At 69.3% G+C, this 21,833-nt stretch carries 22 protein-coding genes; 14 read left to right on the top strand and 8 right to left on the bottom strand.

Translation table 11 applies throughout. From position 1 onward, the window contains the following. Window positions 1-280: 280 nt before the first annotated feature. The 4 genes from ACFWY9_RS35410 to ACFWY9_RS35395 all read left to right on the top strand — a co-directional run bounded on the left by ACFWY9_RS35410 (window position 281) and on the right by ACFWY9_RS35395 (window position 3,187). Window positions 281-1,381 carry a VanZ family protein gene (locus tag ACFWY9_RS35410; protein ID WP_378330338.1) on the top strand — a complete coding sequence of 367 codons (1,101 nt, stop codon included), beginning with the start codon at window positions 281-283 and terminating at the stop codon, window positions 1,379-1,381. A gap of 89 nt (window positions 1,382-1,470) precedes the next feature. Beyond that, window positions 1,471-1,785 carry a hypothetical protein gene (locus ACFWY9_RS35405; RefSeq protein WP_378330339.1) on the top strand — a complete coding sequence of 105 codons (315 nt, stop codon included), beginning with the start codon at window positions 1,471-1,473 and terminating at the stop codon, window positions 1,783-1,785. A gap of 28 nt (window positions 1,786-1,813) precedes the next feature. After that, window positions 1,814-2,185: an MmcQ/YjbR family DNA-binding protein gene (locus tag ACFWY9_RS35400; protein ID WP_378330340.1), complete on the top strand. Its 372-nt coding sequence runs from the start codon at window positions 1,814-1,816 to the stop codon at window positions 2,183-2,185. 471 nt (window positions 2,186-2,656) lie between these two features. Further along, the gene (locus ACFWY9_RS35395) at window positions 2,657-3,187 is read left to right on the top strand and encodes a hypothetical protein (protein WP_378340907.1); all 531 of its coding nucleotides are present in this window, start codon (window positions 2,657-2,659) and stop codon (window positions 3,185-3,187) included. A 228-nt stretch (window positions 3,188-3,415) separates the two neighbouring features. On the opposite strand, the gene ACFWY9_RS35390 is transcribed toward ACFWY9_RS35395, so the two are convergent. Together ACFWY9_RS35390 and ACFWY9_RS35385 are read right to left on the bottom strand one after the other, a co-directional pair. Next, window positions 3,416-4,039, bottom strand: coding sequence for a VOC family protein (locus ACFWY9_RS35390; protein ID WP_378330342.1), 624 nt, complete (start codon window positions 4,037-4,039; stop codon window positions 3,416-3,418). Between the two features lie 118 nt (window positions 4,040-4,157). Then, window positions 4,158-4,745 carry a TetR/AcrR family transcriptional regulator gene (locus ACFWY9_RS35385; RefSeq protein ID WP_378330343.1) on the bottom strand — a complete coding sequence of 196 codons (588 nt, stop codon included), beginning with the start codon at window positions 4,743-4,745 and terminating at the stop codon, window positions 4,158-4,160. A gap of 116 nt (window positions 4,746-4,861) precedes the next feature. Between ACFWY9_RS35385 and ACFWY9_RS35380 the strand changes: the two genes are divergently transcribed. Together ACFWY9_RS35380 and ACFWY9_RS35375 are read left to right on the top strand one after the other, a co-directional pair. Then, window positions 4,862-5,980 (top strand): FAD-dependent oxidoreductase, encoded by a 1,119-nt coding sequence (locus ACFWY9_RS35380; RefSeq protein WP_378340906.1) that lies wholly within the window; start codon window positions 4,862-4,864, stop codon window positions 5,978-5,980. A gap of 225 nt (window positions 5,981-6,205) precedes the next feature. After that, on the top strand, window positions 6,206-7,177 hold the full coding sequence (locus tag ACFWY9_RS35375) for an alpha/beta hydrolase (protein ID WP_378340905.1): 972 nt from the start codon (window positions 6,206-6,208) through the stop codon (window positions 7,175-7,177). A gap of 55 nt (window positions 7,178-7,232) precedes the next feature. Here the strand turns inward: ACFWY9_RS35375 and ACFWY9_RS35370 are convergent, their stop codons facing one another. The 5 genes from ACFWY9_RS35370 to ACFWY9_RS35350 form a co-directional block, all read right to left on the bottom strand. Then, window positions 7,233-7,799 (bottom strand): YbhB/YbcL family Raf kinase inhibitor-like protein, encoded by a 567-nt coding sequence (locus ACFWY9_RS35370; RefSeq protein WP_378330346.1) that lies wholly within the window; start codon window positions 7,797-7,799, stop codon window positions 7,233-7,235. Between the two features lie 159 nt (window positions 7,800-7,958). Next, the gene (locus tag ACFWY9_RS35365) at window positions 7,959-8,417 is read right to left on the bottom strand and encodes a dihydrofolate reductase (RefSeq protein ID WP_378330347.1); all 459 of its coding nucleotides are present in this window, start codon (window positions 8,415-8,417) and stop codon (window positions 7,959-7,961) included. Then, on the bottom strand, window positions 8,414-9,211 hold the full coding sequence (locus tag ACFWY9_RS35360; protein ID WP_378330348.1) for a thymidylate synthase: 798 nt from the start codon (window positions 9,209-9,211) through the stop codon (window positions 8,414-8,416). Before ACFWY9_RS35360 ends, ACFWY9_RS35365 begins: the two co-directional genes overlap by 4 nt. A gap of 71 nt (window positions 9,212-9,282) precedes the next feature. Further along, window positions 9,283-10,077, bottom strand: coding sequence for an FkbM family methyltransferase (locus ACFWY9_RS35355; protein ID WP_378340904.1), 795 nt, complete (start codon window positions 10,075-10,077; stop codon window positions 9,283-9,285). Between the two features lie 28 nt (window positions 10,078-10,105). Beyond that, entirely contained in the window at window positions 10,106-11,374 is a 1,269-nt protein-coding gene (locus ACFWY9_RS35350; protein ID WP_378330364.1) for a nucleotide disphospho-sugar-binding domain-containing protein, read from the bottom strand. Between the two features lie 224 nt (window positions 11,375-11,598). Between ACFWY9_RS35350 and ACFWY9_RS35345 the strand changes: the two genes are divergently transcribed. Further along, the gene (locus ACFWY9_RS35345; RefSeq protein WP_378340903.1) at window positions 11,599-12,594 is read left to right on the top strand and encodes a proline iminopeptidase-family hydrolase; all 996 of its coding nucleotides are present in this window, start codon (window positions 11,599-11,601) and stop codon (window positions 12,592-12,594) included. 6 nt (window positions 12,595-12,600) lie between these two features. Continuing rightward, a complete protein-coding gene (locus tag ACFWY9_RS35340; RefSeq protein ID WP_378330351.1) occupies window positions 12,601-13,563 on the top strand; it encodes an ACP S-malonyltransferase in 963 nt (320 codons plus the stop codon). A gap of 34 nt (window positions 13,564-13,597) precedes the next feature. Here ACFWY9_RS35340 and ACFWY9_RS35335 read toward each other — a convergent pair whose 3' ends face one another. Next, window positions 13,598-13,846, bottom strand: coding sequence for an acyl carrier protein (locus ACFWY9_RS35335; RefSeq protein WP_378330352.1), 249 nt, complete (start codon window positions 13,844-13,846; stop codon window positions 13,598-13,600). 122 nt (window positions 13,847-13,968) lie between these two features. On the opposite strand from ACFWY9_RS35335, the gene ACFWY9_RS35330 reads away from it, so the two are divergent. The 6 genes from ACFWY9_RS35330 to ACFWY9_RS35305 all read left to right on the top strand — a co-directional run bounded on the left by ACFWY9_RS35330 (window position 13,969) and on the right by ACFWY9_RS35305 (window position 21,742). Then, window positions 13,969-15,501: an AMP-binding protein gene (locus ACFWY9_RS35330; RefSeq protein ID WP_378340902.1), complete on the top strand. Its 1,533-nt coding sequence runs from the start codon at window positions 13,969-13,971 to the stop codon at window positions 15,499-15,501. 518 nt (window positions 15,502-16,019) lie between these two features. After that, window positions 16,020-17,531 (top strand): AMP-binding protein, encoded by a 1,512-nt coding sequence (locus ACFWY9_RS35325; RefSeq protein WP_378340901.1) that lies wholly within the window; start codon window positions 16,020-16,022, stop codon window positions 17,529-17,531. Beyond that, window positions 17,528-18,775 carry a type III PLP-dependent enzyme gene (locus ACFWY9_RS35320; protein WP_378340900.1) on the top strand — a complete coding sequence of 416 codons (1,248 nt, stop codon included), beginning with the start codon at window positions 17,528-17,530 and terminating at the stop codon, window positions 18,773-18,775. The genes ACFWY9_RS35325 and ACFWY9_RS35320 overlap by 4 nt, the downstream gene beginning before the upstream one ends. After that, entirely contained in the window at window positions 18,772-19,251 is a 480-nt protein-coding gene (locus ACFWY9_RS35315; RefSeq protein WP_378340899.1) for a cobalamin B12-binding domain-containing protein, read from the top strand. Before ACFWY9_RS35320 ends, ACFWY9_RS35315 begins: the two co-directional genes overlap by 4 nt. Continuing rightward, window positions 19,248-20,549, top strand: coding sequence for a methylaspartate mutase (locus tag ACFWY9_RS35310; RefSeq protein WP_378330357.1), 1,302 nt, complete (start codon window positions 19,248-19,250; stop codon window positions 20,547-20,549). The genes ACFWY9_RS35315 and ACFWY9_RS35310 overlap by 4 nt, the downstream gene beginning before the upstream one ends. Next, on the top strand, window positions 20,546-21,742 hold the full coding sequence (locus ACFWY9_RS35305) for a cytochrome P450 (RefSeq protein WP_378330358.1): 1,197 nt from the start codon (window positions 20,546-20,548) through the stop codon (window positions 21,740-21,742). The genes ACFWY9_RS35310 and ACFWY9_RS35305 overlap by 4 nt, the downstream gene beginning before the upstream one ends. Window positions 21,743-21,833 lie beyond the last annotated feature (91 nt).

The following is a 21,833-nucleotide window of genomic DNA, read 5'->3' as shown; positions in this document are numbered from 1 at the left end:
GCCAGTTGCCGCCGGGCGGTGCCGATCGCCGGAAATCCGGAGGCCTTCGCGAATCGGATTCCGGCACGCTCCCGATATTTGTCACGGTGATAAGAATTTTTCGAGGCCGCGCACATCGCGATTGTCACCTTTCGGCGGTGTCGCCGTTTCACGTACATTCTTCGGTGGTTGGAAATTCGCGGTCATGATACGTTGCCGTGACATTCGGAAGTGGTGATCCGGGGCGGCCCCGGATCGGGGATGTCCTTTGTGGACAAAACCGGAGGGGTTGTCCGAACCCATGTCCGAACTGACTTTTCCTGCGATTGTCGCGCTCTTCGGCGGCGGTGGTCTCGCGCTGCTGCTGGCGATTCCCTATCTGTGGTGGACCTACCGGGGGCGCGGTGAGTTCGGCGCCGGGCACATGGTGCTGGCGTTCGGTTGTCTCGTCTACGCGCTGGCGCTCTGGACCTACACATTGTTGCCGGTGCCCGAAACCACGCCGCAGTGGTGCGCACGACATGTGGTGGAGCCACAACTGCGCCTCTTCCATTTCGTCGACGACATCCGGGCTCGCCGCGGCGAGCCAGGGATCGCCGGTCTGCCGGGCAATCCGGCCCTGCAGCAGGTCGTCCTCAACGTGATCCTGTTCGTGCCGCTGGGCATGTTCGGGCGGCATCTCTTCCGCTGGCGGTCGCTCACCACGGTCGCCATCGGGCTGCTGCTGTCGCTGTTCATCGAGACCACCCAGCTCACCGCGGTCTGGGGCGTGTTCGAGTGTCCCTACCGCCTTTTCGACGTCGACGACCTGCTCGCGAACACCGTGGGCGCGGCCGTCGGCGTGCTGCTGGCCCCGGCCCTGCGCTTCGTCCCGGGACAGCGGGTCACCCGGCCGCCCGGGGACGCCCGGCCGGTCACCGCCCGTCGCAGGCTGCTCGGGATGGTCCTCGACGTGTTCGCGGTCTTTCTGCTCGGGACGTTGCTCAGGACCGGCGCCGCGCTGCTGGCCGCCAACGGACTCGGCTCCTTCGCCGGTCTGCCGGGAGCGAGCTGGCTGCTGGATTACGTGATCCCGGTCGGCGTCCTGCTGCTCCTGGTCCCGCTGTGCGGTGACGGCGCGACCGCCGGACAGCGGATCGTGCTGCTCGCCCCCGTTCGTCCCGACGGCAGCCGTCCTGAGCGCTGGCGGGTCCTGCCGCGGTTCGCTGCCGGAGGCGGTGGTTTCTTCGCTCTCGATCACCTCGGCCTGCACTTCTTCGCCGCCGTTCTCGCCGTCGTCGCCGCGTTCCTCGCCTGGCGTACGGCGGGACATCGCGGCCTGAGTGGATGTGTCGCGGGCCTGCGCTTCGCCGACTCCCGTGCCGTGAGCACCGGCGCGGCGGCGAAGGTGGCGCGTCAGTAACACGCAAACACTTGTACAATCGTTTGACTGTTGACTGGAGCGGGGGTTGACTGAAGGGAGGCCGGTACCGGCCGGAGGAGGTGAGTCCGATGTGGGCAGCGCTGACCCGGTTCCTGCGCCGTCGCCACGGCGACGGCTACGAGGAGCTGCTCGCGCAGGCGCGCCGGGAGTTCGAGTGTGACGTACTGGCCGCACTCCCGGCGAACCTCGTCGCCGAATCGCCCGGCGTGCCCGCTGTGGTGTTGTCCGTCGGGCTCACCCTGGCCGAACGCGGTGCCTCGCTGGGCGCGTTGTGTACCTGTCTCGAGGTGACCCGCGAGCAGGCGCGGACGTTGCTCTTCTACGCCGGGCGCCGTGACGGCGGCTTCGTGCTGCCGGGTCCGGAGCTGTATCCGAGGTACTGACATCGCCGTCCTTGGATAGGGTGGGCCGATGCGGGCTGCCGACTTGAAGAAGATCTGTCTCGGGCTGACCGGTGCGCGCGAGGAGTTCCCCTTCGGTGCGGAGAACAGCGTCTTCAAGGTGGCGGGCAAGATGTTCGCGCTGAGCCCGTTGCGAGGGCGGCCGTTGCGCGTCAGCCTCAAGTGCGATCCGGACGTCGCCGTGCAGTTGCGCGGCCAGTACCCGGCCATCACCGCCGGATACCACCTGAACAAGCGGCACTGGAACACGGTGGTCCTCGACGGTTCGGTGCCCGGCGATCTCGTCCGCGAGATGATCGAGGATTCCTACGATCTCGTGGTCGCCGGGCTGTCGCGCCGGGAGCAGGAAAAACTGCACTGGGTGGCGCTGTCCCGGGAGTGAACTTCGGTGCTGTGAAGGGCCCTTCAGGGCCTTCGAGGTCCGCGCTCACTGGCAAAGCCGTATCCCCGCCTCTGCTGAGAAAACCCCGTTAGGTCCCTGACTGTCCACTTCATACTGTCCGTGCCGGTATGCGGGTGTGTGACGGGTAAACCGTAGTTCCGCGGTAATTGGCGTGATCCGGGCTTGTCGTCGGCTCTGGGCATTGCGTCGTATTGGTCGGCATTCCTGCTTTCTGCTGAGAAATATCCACCGATTCCTGTCTGTATGGCCGGAAATCGTCGTGTTGTGAAGAACTGACTTCGCAATTTCACAGCGTGGTGGATGTTTACTGTTTCGCGGCCCGTAGCCGCCGTTTCCTGTCGTGTTCGTGTTCGGTGGCGAAGATTTCGGGTCGCTCCGCTCGCCGAGGTGAACGCGATCTCGGAAACGGGGCTTCGTCATGCCGTCTGGGAGGAAGATCCAATGCGTGTTATGCCCGCTTTACGTGTGATGGCGCCGATCGGCGCGGTTTCGGTCGTCATGGCCCTTGCCGCTCCGGTGTCCGCTTCGGCCGAATCCGCTACCACCGCCGCGACCTGTTCGCAGGCGGACCTGCCGTTGCCGGATCCGGCGTGCACGCCGGGCGCGACCAATCCGGACGTCACCCAGGACACGATCGGTTCCACGATCTGCGTCTCGGGCTGGACCTCCACGATCCGGCCGCCGACGTCCTACACCAACGCCCTGAAGCGCCAGGGTATCGCCGACTATGGCTACTCCGACACCAATCTGGCGGACTACGAGGAAGACCACTTCCTCCCGCTCGAACTCGGTGGTGCGCCGAAGGATCCGAAGAACCTCTGGCCGGAACCCCACTCCGGCGACGAGAACTCCTACTCGAAGGACTCCGTGGAGAACGCGGTCAAGAAGGCCGTGTGTGCCGGGAAGGTCACGCTCGCCGACGCACAGCACGCCATGCTCACGAACTGGACCACCGCCAAGGCCGTCCTCGGCATCGGCTGACCCCGCGGGCCGATGCGGTGCCGGGAGCCTTCAATGCGATGGGGGCTTCCGGCACCGCGACCGTTCAGTCCGAAGTGGACGGCGAGAGGGTGGTTGGCTTCCCGGGATCCGGGAAGCCGGGCCCGTCCGGTGGGCACGGGGCTGGTTCTTCCCGGAAATCGCGGGGTGCGGCGGAATCGGTGCTGTCCCAGGCGAGAGCGGCGACCATGCCGGGGTGATAGCGGCACATCAGGACCGCGCCGCCAGCGAGGTGGCTTCCCAGGCGAACCCGTCCGGGTCCGTGAAGGGCCCGGCGCCACTGACGGCGATCCGGTGCGAGCCGGTGCCGTCGGGGGAGACGCCGAGGTCCTTGGCGAGGGCGTGGCGCCGGTACAGGGCCAGTTTGACGGCGCCGCTCCCGGCGGCGAACTCGACGTACCTGCGGCCGAAACTCCTCGCCACGGTGAGGCCCTGGCCGACGTAGAACTGCTTGCTCGCGGTCACATCGGCGACCCCGAGGAGCAGCACGATGTCGTCGATCCGCCGGGTGGCGGGGCCGGTGTTCTTCTTCGCCGAGGTCGCGACCTTCCAGATGGCGCCGTCCGGGGCCTGGACCACCCCGCCGTAACCCCACATCGATTTCGCGGCGGGCTTGAGCATGGTCGCGCCCGCGTCGAGAGCGGCGTCGATGAGGGCGTCGACGTCGGCGGGCTGGGATACCGTGAGTGCCAGGGTGAAGCCGCGGAAGCCGGTGGCCGGCGTCTGCGAGGCCCGCAGGCGGAGCAGGGTGTCCAGCCCGAAGGCGGTGGCGTAGAAGCGTCCGGCGGCTTCGGGGTCGGCCGTTTCGAGGGTGATGCTGTCGATGGAGGTCATGACAGGAACGCTAGGCGCGACCCGGTGATCCGTGCTTCTCGATTCCTGATCGGTCTCGCGGTCCGTGTCGAGGCGCGCTTCCGGGTGTCCGGACGTGGCTTCGGGACCGCCGGCGCGGTCATCGTCGGCCGTCCTGGGGCGCGAGGACGCGGAGCATGCCGGTGAGTACGTCCTCGGCCGCGGGCGCGTTGTCCGCGTCGATCGGGAGCTGGAATCTCAGGCCGGTGACGAGGCACGTGCCGAACGCGCCGACGGTGCGCACCAGCTCTTCGTCCACAGTGTCCTCGTCGGCATCGAGCACTTCGGCCGCGAAGCCGCGGCGGCTGAGATCGAAGCTTCTGCGCAGCTCTTCCCGGAGTTCGGGCGAGTGTTCGGCGGCGACCACCGCTTCGCAGAACGCCAGCCAGATCTCCCGGTGTTCGGCGAAGTGCCTGATCGTGTCGGCCAGCACGGCGGCCAGCCGCTCGACCGGGCTGCCGGTACCACCCGCGGCCCGGCGCCTGCTCTCCCGCAGCGAGTCCGCGAACTCGCTGAGCGTCCGGACCATCGCGGCGTTGAGCAGCGTCTGGACCGAGCCGAAGTGGTAGCCGATCGCCGCGAGGCTCGTACCGGCCTCCGTCGCGATGTCCCGTGCCGTCGTGCGCGCGTACCCCTTCGTGGCCAGGCAGCGTCGCGCGCCGTCCAGCAGATCCTCCCGGTTTCCCATGGTGAGCATGCTAGCGCAGGAATGAGACGAACGTCTTGCACAAACGTGCTAGACAAACGTCTGAATCGGTCCTACCGTCGATCTCGGCTGGGGTACTCGATCAACGGGAGGAACGGATGAAGGCGGGGAACGTCCTGGTGTCCGGCGCCGGCATCGCCGGTCTGTCGGCGACGTACTGGCTGGCACGGCGCGGCTGGCGGGTGACCGTGGTGGAACGCGCCCCGGCGCCGAGGATCGGTGGTCAGGCGATCGACGTCCGGGGGTCGGCGCTGGGCGTCCTCGACCGCATGGGGATGCTCGATCGGGCCCGGCGGGCCAAGACCGCCATCCAGGGCATGAGCATGGTGGACGCCGACGGCGTCGAGCTGCTGCGCGACACCGAAACGACCATCACCGGCGGTGTCATCGACAACGACGACATCGAACTCATGCGGGACGACCTGAGCGGGCTCGTGACCGAAGCGATCGGATCGTCCGCCGAGTTCGTGTTCGGCGACTCGGTCACCGAACTGGCACCGGACGACAGCGGCGTCGCGGTCACCTTCGAGCACGCCGAGCCACGTCGGTTCGACCTGGTCATCGGCGCGGACGGGACGCACTCGCGGGTCCGCGCGCTCGCCTTCGGCCAGGAGGCGCGGTTCACGCACGCGCTCGGCAGGCATATCGCGATCTTCACCACGGAGAACTTCCTGGGGCTCGAGCACTGGCAGACGTGCCTGCGTACCGACGACCACCTGGTCGTCATGATGAGTGTGCGGGACGACGCCGAAGCGCGGGTGCTCCTCAACTTCAAGTCCACATCGGACACTCCGGACCACCGGGATGTCCAGCGGCAGAAGGAATTTCTCGCCAAGCACTTCGCCGGGGCCGGCTGGGAGCTGCCCCGGATGCTGGACGCGATGTGGCGGGCGCCGGATTTCTACTTCGACGAGATGTGCCAGATCAAGATGCCGGACGGCTGGTGCGCGGGCCGGATCGCGCTGGTCGGCGACGCCGCCCACTGCGCGTCGCCGATGTCCGGCCAGGGCACCAGCCTCGCGCTGGTCGGCGGTTACGTCCTGGCGGGCGAGCTGTCCACCGCCGGTGACCACGACGCGGGTTTCGGTGCCTACCAGCGGGAGATGGCGAGCTACGTCGCCGCGAATCAGGCGCTGGTCATGGACGACCGGGGCGCGCAGGCGCACCCGGAGGCGCTGGCGAAGGCGGCGAACGCGATCACCGTCAAGGACTACTGAGCACGACGTCGCGTCACCGGGCCGTGTTAGCCTCACGGCATGCTCATCGAGGTGGACAGAGTCTAGCCGCCGGGCCCGTCGGCGGCGTACCGGCCGACATCGGCCCCACCACGACTCTTTCCACCTCCGCTTCCCTTCGTTACGCGTGTTCCGGCGCGGGCACGAACGCGCCCGCGGTCGGCGGCGCGGCGACGGCGGAGGAAGCGATGACTCCCAGGAGTACCGATGACGCACGAAATTCCACGGCCGCCGTTCGATCCCGAACTCGCCGCCGTGTTGCCGACGCTCGACGGCCGGGTCCCGGCCGGGATGACCGCGGATCGGCTGGAGCACTACCGGGCGCTGCCTTTTCCCGGTATCGCGGAACAAATCGGGGACCGGCCGGTCGGCTGCGTGCACCACACGATCACCGGTCACGGCGGGGCGGAGATCGCCGTCTCCGTACTGTCCTCTGTGGACCACGAGAAGCCCGGGCCGGGGATCTATCACCTCCACGGCGGTGGCATGGTCATGGGCGACCGGTTCGCTTCGGCCGGTCCGCTGATCGACTGGGTACTGAAGTACGACGCGGTCGCCGTCACGGCCGAGTTCCGCCTGGCGCCCGAACACCCCGACCCCGTTCCCGTGGAGGATTGTTACGCGGGCTTGCGGTGGATGGCCGGCAACGCAGACGCTCTGCGGTTCGATCCCGGTCGCCTGGTGATCTTCGGCGGCAGCGGCGGAGGTGGCCTCGCCGCCGGGACCACGTTGCTGGCGCGCGATCGTGGAGGCCCGGCGCTGCTCGGCCAGTTGCTGCAGTGCCCGATGATCGACGACCGGAACGAGACGGTGTCGTCACACCAGTACGACGGTGTCGGCGTTTGGGACCGGACGAGCAATCTCACCGCGTGGACGGCGGTTCTCGGGGATCGCCGGGGCACCGCCGACGTCTCGCCGTACGCGGCGGCGGCGCGGGCGACGGATCTGAGCGGGCTGCCGCCGACGTTCATCGACGTCGGCGCGGCCGAGGTGTTCCGGGACGAGGACGTGGCGTTCGCGAGCGCGATCTGGGCGGCGGGCGGGGACGCGGAACTGCACGTCTGGGGCGGCGCGTTCCACGGTTTCTACGACCTGGCGCCGCAATCCGCGCCGGCACGGGCGTGCCTGGCCGCCCGGGAATCCTGGCTCGAACGGTTGCTCGCACGCTCCGTGCCGTAGCCGGACGTCGCGCCGCCTCGCCACGCTCGGCGGGGCGGCGCGCACGCCGGGGGAGCTACGACTTGCCGGTGATCCTCGCCGTGGCGATCGAGGCCGCGGTGATGGTCCTGGCGGCGGTCTGCGTCGACGAGTTGGCGTTCAGATTGGTGAGCGACGCCTTGTTGAGCGCGTAGACGACGAACTCGTAGGTGTTGATCGTGGTGGGCGAGCACGGTCCCTGATAGCCGTAAAGGCTCGCGCTTCCCCGGTAGTAGACCTGCCTGGCACCCGCGGGGACCGCGGGCTGGTAGGCGTGCTGGACGTTCTGGGGGAGCGAGGTCGTGCTCACCGGGATGTCGTAGATGATCCAGTGGAGGAGGTTGTTGTTGCTGAGATCGCGCATGATGATCGCGTAGCTCTTGGCGGTGTCCGGAGCGCCGGACCACGCGAACGGCGGGGATTCGTTCTTCTTGGCGGGGTCGTTGCCGCCGCCGCTGGTGCATTCGTGGACCTTGGGGATCATGCCGCCGTCGGCGAAAGCGGTGCTGGTCAGGGTGAACGCGGCCGGTGAGGCGGCGGCAGGGGAGAGCCCGGCGGCGCACGCGACGAACAGGGCGAACAACACGATTCCGGTGCTTCTCACTGAAGGCTCCCGAGGACGTTCGTGGTTCCTTGGCCGTCCGTGGCGGAGGGCACACGGACGGTCGAACCAGCGTGACATCCCGGGTTCCGGCGGCCAACACCACCGCCCGTCGTGGCCGAGGTATGTACCCTCTTGGCCACGCTGAGCACAGCGTGGCCGTCAGCCCCAGGTCAGGAACCGGTAGTGCAGCCCGGTCGAGGACTCCAGCCATTCCCCGGTGGAGTCCGGCGCGCGGCCGACGTCCGGCGCGTACGTGTCGCCGTCGAAGTGCTCCCGGATCTCGGTGACCACGATCCGGTCCGCGAGCGGCAGCGCCGCCCGGTACACCGCCGCGCCGCCCATCACCCAGACGTCCCCGGACACCGCGGCGAGTGCCGCCGACAGGTCGGGGAACGTCTCGACGCCTTCCTGCGGCGTACGCGACAGCACGAGGTTGCGCCTGCCCGGCAGCGGCCGGAACCGCGGCGGCAGCGACTCCCAGGTCCGGCGCCCCATGAGTACGGTCGCGCCCGCGGTCAGCGTGCGGAAGTGCTTGAGATCCTCCGGCAGATGCCACGGCAGCGCGCCGTCACGGCCGATGACGCCGTTCGACGACTGCGCCCACTCGACCCCGATCACACCGCCACCGGTGCCTTGATGCCGGGGTGCGGGTCGTAGCCCTCGATCGCGATGTGCTCGTAGGTGTAGTCGAACAGGCTCTCCGCCGGCTTCAGGCTCAGCGCCGGGAACGGCCGTGCCTCGCGCCCGAGCTGCGTGCGGACCTGGTCGAGGTGGTTGTCGTAGATGTGGCAGTCGCCGCCGGTCCAGACGAAGTCTCCGACGCCGAGGCCGACCTGCTCGGCGATCATGTGCGTCAGCAGCGCGTAGCTCGCGATGTTGAACGGCACCCCGAGGAACAGGTCCGCGCTGCGCTGGTACAGCTGACAGGAAAGCCTGCCGTCGGCGACGTGGAACTGGAAGAACGCGTGACACGGCGGCAGCGCCATCCGCGGGATGTCGGCGACGTTCCACGCGGACACGATGATCCGCCGGGAGTCGGGGTTCTCGCGCAGCGTGCGCAGCACCTCGGCGATCTGGTCGACGTGGCCGCCGTCCGGGGTCGGCCACGACCGCCACTGAACGCCGTAGACCGGGCCGAGGTCGCCGTCCGGCGCCGCCCACTCGTCCCAGATCGTGACGCCGTTCTCCTGGAGCCACTTCACGTTCCCGTCGCCGCGCAGGAACCACAGCAGCTCGTAGGCGATCGAGCGGAAGTGGACCTTCTTCGTCGTGATCAGCGGGAAGCCGTCGGACAGCCGGTACCGCAGCTGGTGCCCGAAGACCGACCGCGTGCCCGTCCCGGTGCGGTCGGCCTTGCGGGCGCCCGTGTCGAGCACGTGGCGGAGCAGATCTTCGTACTGCGTGTCCGGCATGCCCGCGAGCCTAGACGACCGGGCTCCGCCGGGACGCGCGGACGGCGCGGCCGGTGCCGCGCGTCACCCGGCTAGGGGAGGTCCCTGGTGGCGGTGACCATGTGCGTGGTGCCGGTGTCGTACATGTCCTGCTGCAGGTCGTCGAGGTGGAAACCCTTGTCCCGCAACAGTTCCACCGTTTCCGCGAGCTGGCCGTCGACGTCGTGGACCTCGGCGATGATGTTGCGGATCCCGGGCCAGTCGGCGTCGTCGAGGCTGCGGAAGACGTCGAGTTCGGCGCGTTCGACGTCGACCTTGAGCAACCCGACCTCCTTCAGGTGGTACTCGGCGAACAGGTGCGCCAGCGTGATGACCTTGACCGGGTATTCGACGGCGCCCGCCTTCGTCCGGTCGAGGTGGAACTGGCGCTGCCGCTCGTCGCTCACGCCGAAGCTGGTGAGCGCCGCCTCGATGTTGCGCCGGTCGTCCTCGTCGTCCACCCGCAGCGTCGACATGACGTCGCTGTTGGGGTAGTAGGTCAGCGTGGTCGTGCCGGGCTGGGTGCCGATCGCGACGTTGACCGCGATCGCCGTCGGGAGGTGGCGCTCGAAGTTCTGGACCAGGCATTCGAAGGTGGGCGGCGCGGGCTCGCAGGCGATGATGCGCAGGTCCGGCACCGCGTCGGTGACCAGCAGGGAGGTCAGCCCGATGTGCCCGCCGACGTCCACCACGGTGTCGTTCGGCCGCAGCCGGGCGATGCACCGGGCGTAGAGGCCGTCGGAGAACTCCTGCCACACCCCCGCGGTGTTGAACTTGTTGGTGCAGGACACCACGCGGCCGTCGGGCAGGGCGTATTCCTGGAACTGCGTCGTACCCGGTGGGTTCATGTTGGTTTTTTCCTTAGCCGTAGTGGTTTCAAGACGCTCGTGACGTGGCGAAGCCGGTCGCGAGGTCCTCCAGATCGCCGACGACGTCCTGCAGGGTCCGCGCCGCGTGCACTTCCTGCTGGACCTCGATCGCGTTGCGGCGGAACGAGGGGTCGACGAGCAGCTGCTCGACCTTCGCCCGCAGCTGGTCCGGGGTGAGGTCGGCGAGGTCGAGGAGCAGGCCGTAGCCCCGTTTCTCCTGGGCGATCGCGGAAATGCGTTCGCTCCAGGTGGTTCCGGGCACGATGAGCTGGGGGACGCCGTTCACCACGGCGTTCCCGATGGTCGCGCCGCCGCCCTGGTGCACGATCGCCGAACAGCTGGGCAGCAGCTCGTTCATCGGCACGAAGTCGACCGCGCGGACGTTGTCCGGCACCTTCGGCACGGTGGCGAGCTGGGCCGCGTTCAGTGTCGCGATCACCTCGACGTCCAGATCGGCGAGGCCGTCGAGCAGCGTCGCCACCGAGGCCTCCTCACGTCCGTGGACCTGGCGGTTGGACACGCCGAGCGTGAGACACACCCGGGGCCGTTCCGGCTCTTCGACGACCCACGAGGGAACCGCCATCGGCCGGTTGACCGCGACGAAGCGCACCGGGATGTAGTTGACGTCGAGGTCGTAGCGGATGCACTCGGGCGACGGGTCGATGGTGGCCATGCCGAGGCGCAGCTGCTCGTCGAACTCGCAGCCCTGCGTCGCCAGCCACTCGGACATCCACTCCTTGAGCGGGTCGTGCCGCTCTTCCGGCGGCTGCCTGCTCAGCAGGTCCGCGTGCTGCGCGAACAGCCGGGCGGTCTGGTCCGCGGCGTAGAGCATGCGCACGTGTGCCGCCCCGGTGGCCTTGGCCACGAGCGGGCCCGCGTACATCAGCGGGTCCCAGACGACGAGGTCGGGCTTCCAGTGCCGGGCGAACCGCACGATCTCGTTGAGCATGGCGTCGGGCGCGGTCCACCGGAATCCCTCGACCCAGGTGTGGTAGACCGAGCGCACGTATTCGTCGGTGTACTTCTCCGGGCGGCTTTCGGACAGCAGGTGCTCCGAGCCCATCGGATGCTCGCCGACCCCTTCGAGGTGCCGGTGCCGGACCAGGTCGAGGTCGCCGCCGAACCACATCGCGTCGAGCCCGGTCTCCAGGAACGGTTCCACTTCGGACGGATTGCGCTGGCCCACGTAGCGCACCTCGTGGCCCGCGGCACGCAAGGCCCAGCCGACCGGAGCCATGCTGTAGATATGGGTTCTGGTCGGGAAGACCATCAACATGACACGCACTGCCGTCTCCAATGGTTGGCGGTGACTTCACCCTAATTCGACGATCCCCGCTGGAAACCCGAGGAAAGCCACGGCGGCGAAGTTAGGGGTCCGAACGGGAATGCGGGCCTGGGGACCCCTAGCGGAGGACCGGGCGGAGGTCGCGATCCTCCCCGCGCCCGCCGCCCCGGGACGCCCCTAAGGGGGCTGGTCCAGCGGCGTCCCGGCGATTAGACATGGACGCGGTGAGAGCCCGTGACGGCCGTGTCGATGAGGTGATGGGAATGGTCAAGGCGCCCAGTGTCAAGGGATGGGTGCCCTTCGGCGACTGCCGGACCTGGTACCGGGTGACCGGCACGCCGGGCGCCGGGCGCCCGGCGCTGGTGGTGGCGCACGGCGGTCCCGGCAGCACCCACGACTACCTGCTGAACCTGGCGGAGCTCGCCGACGACGGCTGGCCGGTGGTGCACTACGACCAGCTCGGCAACGGTGGTTCGACCCGGCTGGCCGACCGTCCGACCGATTTCTTCACCCCCGAGCTGTACCTCGACGAACTCGACAATCTGCTGCGGGGGCTGCGGATCGCGGACAACTACGTCCTGCTCGGACATTCGTGGGGCGGCATGCTCGCCGCCCGGCACGCGGCGGCGGGACCGGCGGGGCTGGCCGGGCTTGTCATCGCGGACGCCCCGGCCTCCTACCTGCTCTGGCGGCAGGAGATGGAGGTGCTGCGGGCGGCGCTGCCACCGGAGATCGACGCGACGATGCGCCGGCACGAGGCCGCGGGCACCACCGACTCGAACGAGTACTTCCGCGCCGCGCGTGTTTTCTACGACCGGCACGTGTGCCGGGTCCAGCCCTGGCCGCGTGACTACGTCGCGTCGCTGATGGAGGTCTCGAACGACTCCACTGTGTACTCGGTGATGAACGGCCCGAACGAGTTCCACGTCGTGGGCACGTTGAAGGACTGGTCGGTGGTGAACTGCCTCGCCGAGATCTCGGTGCCGACGCTGCTGATGTCCGGTCGCCACGACGAGGCCACGCCGGTCACCATGCAGCCCTTCGCCGATCGGATCCCGGACGTCCGCTGGGAGATCTTCGAGGAGTCGAGCCATATGCCGAACCTGGAGGAGCCGGAGCGGTTCCGGGCGGTGCTCGCGGAGTTCCTCGGGCGGCTCGACCGGCAACCGGTGCCCGCAGCCCCCGAGCACGTCGAGAAGATGAGGAGGTAGTCACCGATGGACGAGGTGAGCCGTACCGCTGCGGCCATGGTGTTTCCCGGGATGAGCCCCGCCCGTTTCGCGGACGTCGGCAAGTTCATGCTGATCAACCCGTTCGCCAGGAAGCTCGTCGCGGCCGCGAGCGACCGGCTCGGCTATTCGCTGGTCGACCGGTTCCGCGAGACGCCTGGCGACTACTCCGAGTACGCGCAGGTGGCCTTCATGGTCAACTGCGTCGCGCTCGCCCAGTGGGCGGAGGCGGAGCTCGGGGTGACCCCGCAGGTCTGCGCCGGCCCCAGTTTCGGGGAGAAGCCCGCTGCCGTCCACGCCGGTTCGGTGTCCTTTGAGGACGGTGTGTGGCTGACCGCGAAGCTGGCTCGCTGCCTGGAGGAGTACTTCGCGACCGAATACCAGGACGTCGTGACGCATTCGTTCGTGCGCACGCCCCGGGAAAAGCTGGACGAGGTACTGGACGAACTGACCGGGCGCGGCGAGTGGCACGAGATCTCCTGCCACATCGACCACGACTTCTACATGGTGTCCCTGCGGGAGCACAACGTCGAATGGCTGCAGCGCCGGATCCGCGACCTCGGCGGGTTTTCGCTCTACACGATGCGGCCGCCGATGCACGCGAGCCCGTTCGGCGCGCTGCGGCGCAAGGCCGAGGACGAGGTGCTCGGCGCGCTCCCGATGGCCGATCCCCGGCTGCCGATGGTGGCCGACCAGGACGGCACGGTGCTGCGGACCGCCGAGGGCGTGCGCACGATGCTGCTGGACAGTTTCGTCCGGCCGATGCGCTGGATCGACGTCGTGGCTACGTTGAAGGATCTCGGCGTCGGCAAGGTGTGCGTCGCGGGCCCGGACAGCCTGTTCGGCAGGGTGGCCTGCACGACCGACAACTTCGAGGTGCTGGCCGTAGATCCCCGGCTCGCGCTCCAGCCCCGGCGGCGGAGCATGGCGCCTGCCGGGGGCGGCGCCTGAACGCCGGTGAACCGGCGCCGCCCCGGCGGTGGCGTCAGTTCGCCGGCTCCAGCACCCCGGAGAGCGTTTTCCACAGAATGCCCGGCGTCTTGAAGGTGTCCAGTGTCAGCGCGTCGTCCTCGAAGCGGACGTCGTAGGTGCGCTCCAATACGGAGAGCAGTTCGACCATCGCGAGCGAGTCGAGCCCGAATTCACGAAGCGGCGTGTCCGCTTCCAGCTTTTCCTCGGCGCCGAGGTAAGGCAGCTGACGGCGCAGCAGGTCTTCGAACTTGGTGTCCCACATGATGACTCCGGAATCGGTCGGTGAGCCGGCAACGAATTTCGCCGGGGGCAGTTCCGGAGTTTACTGCGTGCCCCGGGTTTTCCCCCGTAAAGTGCACCCCTAAATCACGGCGGAGGTCGGTAATGGATGAAGTGACCGGAGAGGGTCTGCACGGCAGGTTCCTCCGCGGGCTGGCGAAGTCCCCGGACGGGGTGGCCGTGCGGGTCGGCCCGGTGTCGATGACCTACGCGCGGGCGCACGAGCTGGCGTCGTGCTGGGCGGGCGCGCTGGTGCGGGCCGACGCGCGGGTGGTCGGGGTGCTGGCCGCCAAGGGGGTCACCGCGTACGCGGGCATCCTGGCCGCGCTCTACGCGGGCGCCGCGGTGGTCCCGCTGCGGCCGGACTTCCCGGTGGCCAGGACCCGGCAGATGCTCGATGCCTCGGGAGCGACCGCGCTGATCGTCGACGAGGCGAACATCGCGGCACTGCCCGCGCTGCTGGCCGGAAAGGACGACGTCGCCGTGCTCGCGCCGGAGAGCGAGCCGGATTCGGGGACGGTGCTGGTCGCCGATCCGCGGTACCGCCTCGACCAGCCACGCAAGGCGGGCCCGGACGACCCGGCCTACCTGCTGTTCACCTCGGGCTCGACCGGGCGGCCCAAGGGCGTGGTGATCACGCACGGCAACGCCGGGCACTACTTCGGCCTGCTCGACGCGCGCTACGACTTCACCCCGGACGACGTGTTCTCGCAGACCTTCGACCTGAATTTCGACTGTTCGTTGTTCGACCTGTTCTGCGCGTGGGGCGCCGGCGCCACGGCCGCGGTCATCCCGCCGCAGTCCTATCGGGAGCTGCCGCGGTACCTCGCCGAGCACGGGGTGACCGTGTGGTTCTCCACCCCGAGCGTGATCGACCTCGTGCGCCGGACCGAGGGGCTGGCCGACGGCGGTATGCCGGGCCTGCGCTGGAGCTTCTTCGCGGGCGAGGCCCTGAAGTGCCGCGACGCCGACGACTGGCAGCGCGCCGCGCCCGGCTCGACCGTGGAGAACCTGTACGGCCCCACCGAGCTGACCATCACGGTGGCGGCGCATCGCTGGTCGGAAGACTCGGCCGCGCTCGCGGTCAACGGCGTCGTGCCGATCGGCGAGCTGAACGGCGGCCACGATCACCTGCTGCTCGCCGACGACGGCGGGTTCGCGGACGACGAGGGTGAGCTGTGTGTCACCGGGCCCCAGCTCACGCCGGGCTATCTCGATCCGGCGGACGAACGGGGCCGCTTCCTCGAACACGACGGACGGCGCTGGTACCGCACCGGGGACCGCGTCCGGCGGATCGGGGACGGTGAGCTGGCCTATCTCGGCAGGCTGGATTCGCAGGTCCAGGTGCAGGGCTGGCGGGTCGAACTGGCCGAGGTCGAGCAGGCGCTGCGGGCCTGTGGCGCCCACGACGCGGTGACGCTGGGAGTCGCCGGGGACAACGGAACCGAGCTGTTCGCCTTCTACCTCGGCGAGCCGATCGCGACGATGACCCTGGTCCGGCGGCTGCGCGAGCTGCTGCCGGAGGGCACGATCCCGAAGCACTACCGGAACCTGGCCGAGTTCCCGCTGAACGCCAACCGCAAGGTGGACCGCCTGGCGCTGGCGGCCAAGGCGGCGGAACTACTGACCGGCTCCTGATCGCGCGGCCCGCCTCCTCCCGGGGCGCCGCACCGAGGGACGCCCCCGGTGCATCTGACGCGCCGAGGGACGCACTCGGTGCGTCCAACGTGCCGAGGGACGCCCTTGTTGCACCCCGAAGTGGCGTCGCGGCCAGGAGCTGGTTTCCGTGGTCGCCGAACCGAGCGAACATGGCGGCGGGGCATGTCTCGAAAGCGTCGTTCGGGACGCTGGACGTCCCCTACGGAGCGTTCGCGACATCGGGGCTGCCCGGGCCCCGCCGCGAGCAGCCCCTACCTGCCGCTCGGCAGGCACCCGCGGCACCGCCGGACGTGAACCCGGAAGGGCGGAGATTAGGGGTGTGGCGGCTCTCGGGTGGCAGGTAGCGTTCCGGGCAAACACTGGGGCTCATGGTGAATACCAGGTGAATGCTTTCAGATGTTCCGCCGGTCGACGGTGTCCGGGGAACAGCTGCAATAGATTCCTCGATACGGAATGTGCGCGCATATTTCCGCGTGGTCTGGAGTGCGGCTTTGGACGTGGTGAACGATTCCCCGAACGGAATGCTGGTGCATTCCCTGCTCGACGAGGCGGTCGCCGAAACCCCGGATTCGACGGCGGTGCGTGACAAGACCGGAGTATGGACCTATCGCGAACTCGCCGAATACACGCACGCGGTCGACGCGTGGCTGGAGTCCGAGGGGATCGGCTCGGGCGACCGGGTGGTCACCCAGCTGCCGACCACTCGCGAGCTGGTCGCGCTGTTCCTCGGCGTCTCCCGGCGCGGCGCGACACTGGTGGCGCTGAACCCGGGGATGAAGCCGTTCCACCTCCGGGCGGTGCTGGCGAGTGCCGAACCCCGCCTGGTGGTCGCGGACGGTTCCGTGGTGGGTGCGCTGCGTGAGGTGACCGAAACCCCGGTGCACGAACTCACATCGTGCTGGCGTGAGGTCGCGAGACTGCGCGAGCTGGGGAAGCGGGCGGCACCGGTGGAGATCCACCCCGACGACGTCGCCGCGTTGCTCTACACCTCGGGCAGTACGGCCGCCCCGAAGGGGGTCATCTGCCCACACGCGCAGATGACGTTCGCGTCCCGGGCGTTGCAGGCCGAGCTGGGCTACCGGCCCGGCGACGTCGTGTTCTGCCGGTTCCCGATGTCGTGGGACTACGGGTTGTACAAGGTGCTGCTGGCCTGCCTCGGCCGCTCCGAGCTGGTGCTGGCCGACGGCGAGTCGGATCTCCTCCTGCTACGGCGGATGCGCGAGGTCGGCGCGACCGTGGTGCCGATCGTCCCCTCGCTGGCGACCATGATCGCCACCCTCGCCGTCCGCGAGGGGGAGGCGCCCGCCCCGGTCCGGATGTTCACCAACACCGGCGCCGCGCTGCCGGCGTCCACGATCACCGCGCTGCGGGAGGCGTTCCCCGGCGTCCGCGTGGTCCGCCAGTTCGGCCAGACCGAGTGCAAGCGGATCTCGGTCATGCCGCCGGAGGAGGACCGCGAGCGTCCCGATTCGGTCGGCAGGCCGCTGCCCGGCACGAAGGTGCTGATCCTCGACGACGCGGGCGCGGAGCTCCCGGTCGGCGAGATCGGCGAAATCGTGGTCACCGGTCCGCACGTGATGCCCGGCTACTGGCGCGATCCCGAGCTGTCGGCACGCAACTTCCGGCGCGACGAAAACGGCGCCCTGCGGTTGCACACCGGCGACTACGGCCGCCTCGACGAGGACGGCTACCTGTACTTCGAGGGCCGCCGCGACGACATGTTCAAGCGCAAGGGGGTCCGGATGAGCACGCTGGAGATCGAGGCGGCCGCGATGGACATCGACGGTGTCCGCGCCGCGGGCGCCGTCCCGCCAGGGGAGACCCGGGATCTGGCGGTGTGCGTGGAGACCGATCTCGAACCCCACGTCGTGCTCCGGGAACTGGCCAAGCGGCTCGAACCCGCCAAGGTCCCCGCCGTCTGCCATGTGGTGGCGGAATTCCCCCTGACCGCGCACGGGAAGAACGCGTCCGCGGAACTCGTCCGGCTGCTGGAGGGAGCGGGGCTGTGAACTCGCACGAAGAATGGGCGGCGCGCTTCGGCACCCCGCTGTACGTCTACGACCTCGACCGCGTCGCGGCGGCACGGGACGAGCTGTTCTCCATGCTGCCCGAGGGATTCGAGCTGTACTACGCGCTCAAGGCCAACCCCCATCCCGAGGTGGCGCGTGCGACGCGCGAAGGCGGTCGCGCTTGCCGCGCGGAGATCAGTTCGTCCGGCGAACTCGCCGCGGCGCTGTCCGCGGGCTTCGCCGCCGGAGAGTGCCTCTACACCGGACCGGGCAAGACCGACGGCGAGCTGGACCACGCGCTCGGTCTCGGGGTGCGGATGTTCTCCGTGGAGTCGCTCGGCGATCTGCGGCACATCGGCGCGGCCGCGGTGCGCCTCGGCGTCACCGCGCAGGCCTTGCTGCGCGTCAACTCCCTGACGGCGAGCGCGACGACCGGCATGCGGATGATGGGCAAGCCCTCGCAGTTCGGCATCGACAGCGAGACACTGCCCGAGGTCATGCCCGAGCTGACGAGTGTCGCCGGGACCCGGGTCGTCGGCGCCCACTTCTTCACCATGAGCAACGCCAAGGACGAGGCGAGCCTGATCGGCGAGATGCAGCACGTGATCGCGCTCGCGGCCGAACTCCAGCGGGAAGTCGGTCTCCCACTGGAATTCCTGGACATCGGCGGCGGGTTCTCCAGCCCGTACGCGGTGCGGGGCGAGCGAGCGGTCTACGACAAGCTGCGCACCGAACTGGAGAACAGCCTCGACGTGCACCTGCCCGGCTGGCGCGACGGCACGACACGGCTGGCCTGCGAATCCGGTCGCTATCTGGTGGGGGACAGCGGTTCCCTGCTGACCCGCGTGGTGAACGTCAAGCAGAGCCGGGGCGGGAAGTTCGTGATCGTCGACGCCGGGATCAACACGCTCGGCGGGTTGTCCGGCCTCGGCAGGCTGCTGCCCGCGTCGGTGGAGGTGGACGGTGAAACCGGTGACGTCGCGAACCTGGTCGGTCCACTGTGTACTCCGGGCGACATCCTGGGCCGCGACATCGACCTGCCGGAGCTGTCCGGCGGGGAGCTGCTCACCGTCCCGAACGCCGGTGCCTATGGCGTCACCGCGAGCCTGCTGACCTTCCTGGGCAGGCCCGCCCCCGCCGAACTGGTGGTGCGTGGCGAAGAGATCGTGTCGGTGTCCCGGCTCGAACCGCGCCGGGTCTTCGAACAGAGTGTCCACGAGACGAGCGGGGTCGCGGCGGAGTGAGCACGTCCGAGTCCCTCGACGTCCCCGCCCCGCCGCGCCCGCCGCGGTCCGCAGGCGACCGTCCGGTGCTCGTCAGCGGGGTCCGCTCCGACGCGCACACCTGGAACCTGGTCTTCCTCCAGCTGCTGATCGAGGAGCTGGGCCACGAGGTGGTGAACCTCGGCCCGTGCGTCCCGGAGGAGCTGCTGATCTCCGAGGCGCTCCAGCTGCGGCCCGCGCTGGTGGTGATCAGCAGCGTCAACGGGCACGGCTATCAGGACGGGCTGCACCTGATCCGGCGGCTGCGCGCGGACGATCGTCTCGCGAACGTGCCCGCGGTGATCGGCGGCAAACTCGGGATCACCGGCGGGGAAAGCGAAAGCCACCTCGCCGACCTGCTTTCGGCCGGGTTCGACGCGGTGTTCGACGACGGTGCGGAAGGGGTGCTGTCGTTCCGGCGCTTCGTCGGCTCCATCACGGCCGGGGCCACGCCGTGAGTTTCGGCGAGTTCGTGCGGCGCGCGCACCGGGCGGGATCGCTCGTCGTGCAGCCGCGCATGGGCTTCGGCAGGCCCGAGCAGATGCGGGCCGGGCTCGTCGCGACCAAGAACGCCGACGCCGTCACCGTCGGCACGATCACGTTGGACAGCTACACCCGCGTCGGCGACCTGGAATCGGCGGAAACGGCGCTGCGGGAAGGAATCGGCCTCAACGGGTACCCGATCGTCACCCACCACCCCGAGACCACCCGGCTGATGCTCGACGGTGTGTCCGATGTGGACTATCCGGTCCAGGTGCGGCACGGATCCGCGCGCCCGCAACACATTTTCGGCGCCCTGGCGGCGACCGGCCTGCACGCCACCGAGGGCGGCCCGGTGTCCTACTGCCTGCCCTACGGCCGCACCCCGCTGGAAGAGTCCGTGCGCAACTGGGCCGACTGCTGCGCACTGCTGCTGCGGATCCGGGAAACCGGCGTCGAGCCGCATCTGGAGACGTTCGGCGGCTGCATGATGGGCCAGCTCTGCCCACCGAGCCAGCTGGTCGCGATCAGCGTGCTCGAAGCGTTGTTCTTCTACCGCCACGGCGTGCGGGACATCTCGGTGAGCTACGCGCAGCAGATCAACCTGGCACAGGACCAGGAAGCGATCCACGCCTTGCGCAGGCTGTGCGCGGAGCTGCTGCCGGACGCTGACTGGCACGTAGTGGTGTACGGCTACATGGGCCTTTACCCGACGACACCGGAGGGCTCCCTCGCGTTGCTCGCGAGGGCCGCGGAGCTGGCGGTGAGCACCGGGTCGGAGCGGCTCATCGTGAAGACGGTCGCGGAAGCCCACCGGATCCCGACGGTCGCCGAGAACGTCGAGGCGCTCGAACACGCGGCCCGCGTCGCCCGCGGAACCTCTTTGATGGCGGACGGAAAGCGGGACGGCGGACAGGTCTACCGCGAGGCGTACGCGTTCGTCGACGCCGTGCTGAACGGGCACGAGGACATCGGGCGGGCGCTGCTGCTGGCCTTCCGCCGCGGACTGCTCGACGTCCCCTACTGCCTGCACCCCGACAACGCCGGGCGCAGCCGCAGCAACATCGACGCCGAGGGCAGGCTCGGCTGGTCCACGCTCGGCTCGATGCCCCTGGCCGGGGTGGCCGAGGCGGGCCAGGCGCCCGCGGTGACCGCGGCGAGCCTGATGCACGCGTTGTCCTTCGTCCAGCAGGAGTTCGACGGGCCCGTGCTGGCGGCCGGGTCGCGCGGCGCCGTCGGTGAGGACCGATTGACCGTAAAAGGAGAACTGGGATGACGACCGGCAGGCAAGTCCACGAGTACCCGTTCGCGATGCGGGAGACGGAGGTTTCGCCCCGCTACGCCGAATTGCAGCGCAACGAACCACTGTGCCGGGTTCAGCTGCCCCATGGCGAACCCTCCTGGCTGGCGACCCGCTACGACGACGTCAAGACGGTGCTGACCGACCCGCGGTTCAGCCGCGCCGTCGCGCAGGGGCTCGATCAGCCGCGGATGCGGCGCGAGCTGGCCGACGACGGCCTGATGGGCATGGACCCGCCCGACCACGCCCGGCTGCGCAGGCTCGCGGGCAAGGCGATCACCGCGCGCAAGGTGGAGAAGATGCGCGCCGACGTCACCGCGATGACCACCGGCCTGATCGACGCGATGGTCGAAAAAGGACAGCCCGCCGACCTCGTCGAGGACTTCGCGCGGCCGCTGCCGGTGTCGGTCATCTGCAAGCTGCTCGGCGTCCCGTTCGAGGATCACAAGATCTTCCGCGAGTGGACCGAGGCGCTGACGAACGACGCGACCGCGAAGGGCGACGTGCTGCACACCGCGGGCGACGCGCTCGCGGACTACATGGCCGAGCAGATCGCCAAGCGCCGCGTGGAACCCACCGACGACCTGCTGGGCGCGCTGGTGACCGCGCGCGACGCGGGTGACAAGCTGAGCGAGGACGAGCTCATCTCCATCGCCGGGGCCGGACTGCTCACCGGCGGAGTGGAGACGGTTTCCTCGGCGCTGCCGAGCTTCGTGTACACGCTGCTGACCAACCCGGACGAACTGGCGTTGCTGCGCAGCAAGCCGGAACTCCTGCCGTCGGCGGTCGAGGAACTGCTGCGGTACGTGCCGATCAACACCGCCGCGATGTTCGCCCGGTACGCGCTGGAGGACATCAAGCTGGGGGACACCCTGGTGCGGATGGGCGACCCGGTGCTCACCGCCCTGCACGCGGCGAACCGCGATCCCGAGGTGTTCGAGGATCCCGAGCGCATCGACCTGACGCGCAAGAAGAACCCGCACCTGACCTTCGGCTTCGGGCCGCACCACTGCATCGGCGCGCAGCTGGCCCGGCTTGAGCTGCAGGTGGCGCTGGGCGCGCTCCTCGAACGCTTCCCGAACCTGCGCTTCGCGGACGGGCCCGAGGGCGTCGAGTGGAAGTTCGGGGTGATCGTGCGCGGGCCGTCGCTGCTGCCCGTCGCCTGGTGAACACCCCTTTCGTCGGGGACTTCTGGGGCCGGTAGGGGTGCCGCGCGTCCTCCTGCCCGCCCTAGCGTGGGTGCTGTCGTGTCCGGTCGTG

The sequence above is a fragment of the Amycolatopsis sp. NPDC059027 genome (assembly GCF_042739735.1).
Taxonomy (GTDB): Bacteria; Actinomycetota; Actinomycetes; order Mycobacteriales; family Pseudonocardiaceae; genus Amycolatopsis.
Note: the sequence above shows the minus strand (reverse complement) of the source record. Positions and strands in the feature narration are given on the sequence as shown.

Excerpts from the sequence above, each read along its gene's own strand:
- ACFWY9_RS35410 (WP_378330338.1), top strand. The coding sequence starts at position 281 with ATGTCCGAACTGACTTTTCCTGCGATTGTCGCGCTCTTCGGCGGCGGT.
- ACFWY9_RS35405 (WP_378330339.1), top strand. The coding sequence starts at position 1,471 with ATGTGGGCAGCGCTGACCCGGTTCCTGCGCCGTCGCCACGGCGACGGC.
- ACFWY9_RS35400 (WP_378330340.1), top strand. The coding sequence starts at position 1,814 with ATGCGGGCTGCCGACTTGAAGAAGATCTGTCTCGGGCTGACCGGTGCG.
- ACFWY9_RS35395 (WP_378340907.1), top strand. The coding sequence starts at position 2,657 with ATGCCCGCTTTACGTGTGATGGCGCCGATCGGCGCGGTTTCGGTCGTC.
- ACFWY9_RS35390 (WP_378330342.1), bottom strand. The coding sequence starts at position 4,039 with ATGACCTCCATCGACAGCATCACCCTCGAAACGGCCGACCCCGAAGCC.
- ACFWY9_RS35385 (WP_378330343.1), bottom strand. The coding sequence starts at position 4,745 with ATGGGAAACCGGGAGGATCTGCTGGACGGCGCGCGACGCTGCCTGGCC.
- ACFWY9_RS35380 (WP_378340906.1), top strand. The coding sequence starts at position 4,862 with ATGAAGGCGGGGAACGTCCTGGTGTCCGGCGCCGGCATCGCCGGTCTG.
- ACFWY9_RS35375 (WP_378340905.1), top strand. The coding sequence starts at position 6,206 with ATGACGCACGAAATTCCACGGCCGCCGTTCGATCCCGAACTCGCCGCC.
- ACFWY9_RS35360 (WP_378330348.1), bottom strand. The coding sequence starts at position 9,211 with ATGCCGGACACGCAGTACGAAGATCTGCTCCGCCACGTGCTCGACACG.
- ACFWY9_RS35355 (WP_378340904.1), bottom strand. The coding sequence starts at position 10,077 with ATGAACCCACCGGGTACGACGCAGTTCCAGGAATACGCCCTGCCCGAC.
- ACFWY9_RS35350 (WP_378330364.1), bottom strand. The coding sequence starts at position 11,374 with ATGTTGATGGTCTTCCCGACCAGAACCCATATCTACAGCATGGCTCCG.
- ACFWY9_RS35345 (WP_378340903.1), top strand. The coding sequence starts at position 11,599 with ATGGACGCGGTGAGAGCCCGTGACGGCCGTGTCGATGAGGTGATGGGA.
- ACFWY9_RS35340 (WP_378330351.1), top strand. The coding sequence starts at position 12,601 with ATGGACGAGGTGAGCCGTACCGCTGCGGCCATGGTGTTTCCCGGGATG.
- ACFWY9_RS35335 (WP_378330352.1), bottom strand. The coding sequence starts at position 13,846 with ATGTGGGACACCAAGTTCGAAGACCTGCTGCGCCGTCAGCTGCCTTAC.
- ACFWY9_RS35330 (WP_378340902.1), top strand. The coding sequence starts at position 13,969 with ATGGATGAAGTGACCGGAGAGGGTCTGCACGGCAGGTTCCTCCGCGGG.
- ACFWY9_RS35305 (WP_378330358.1), top strand. The coding sequence starts at position 20,546 with ATGACGACCGGCAGGCAAGTCCACGAGTACCCGTTCGCGATGCGGGAG.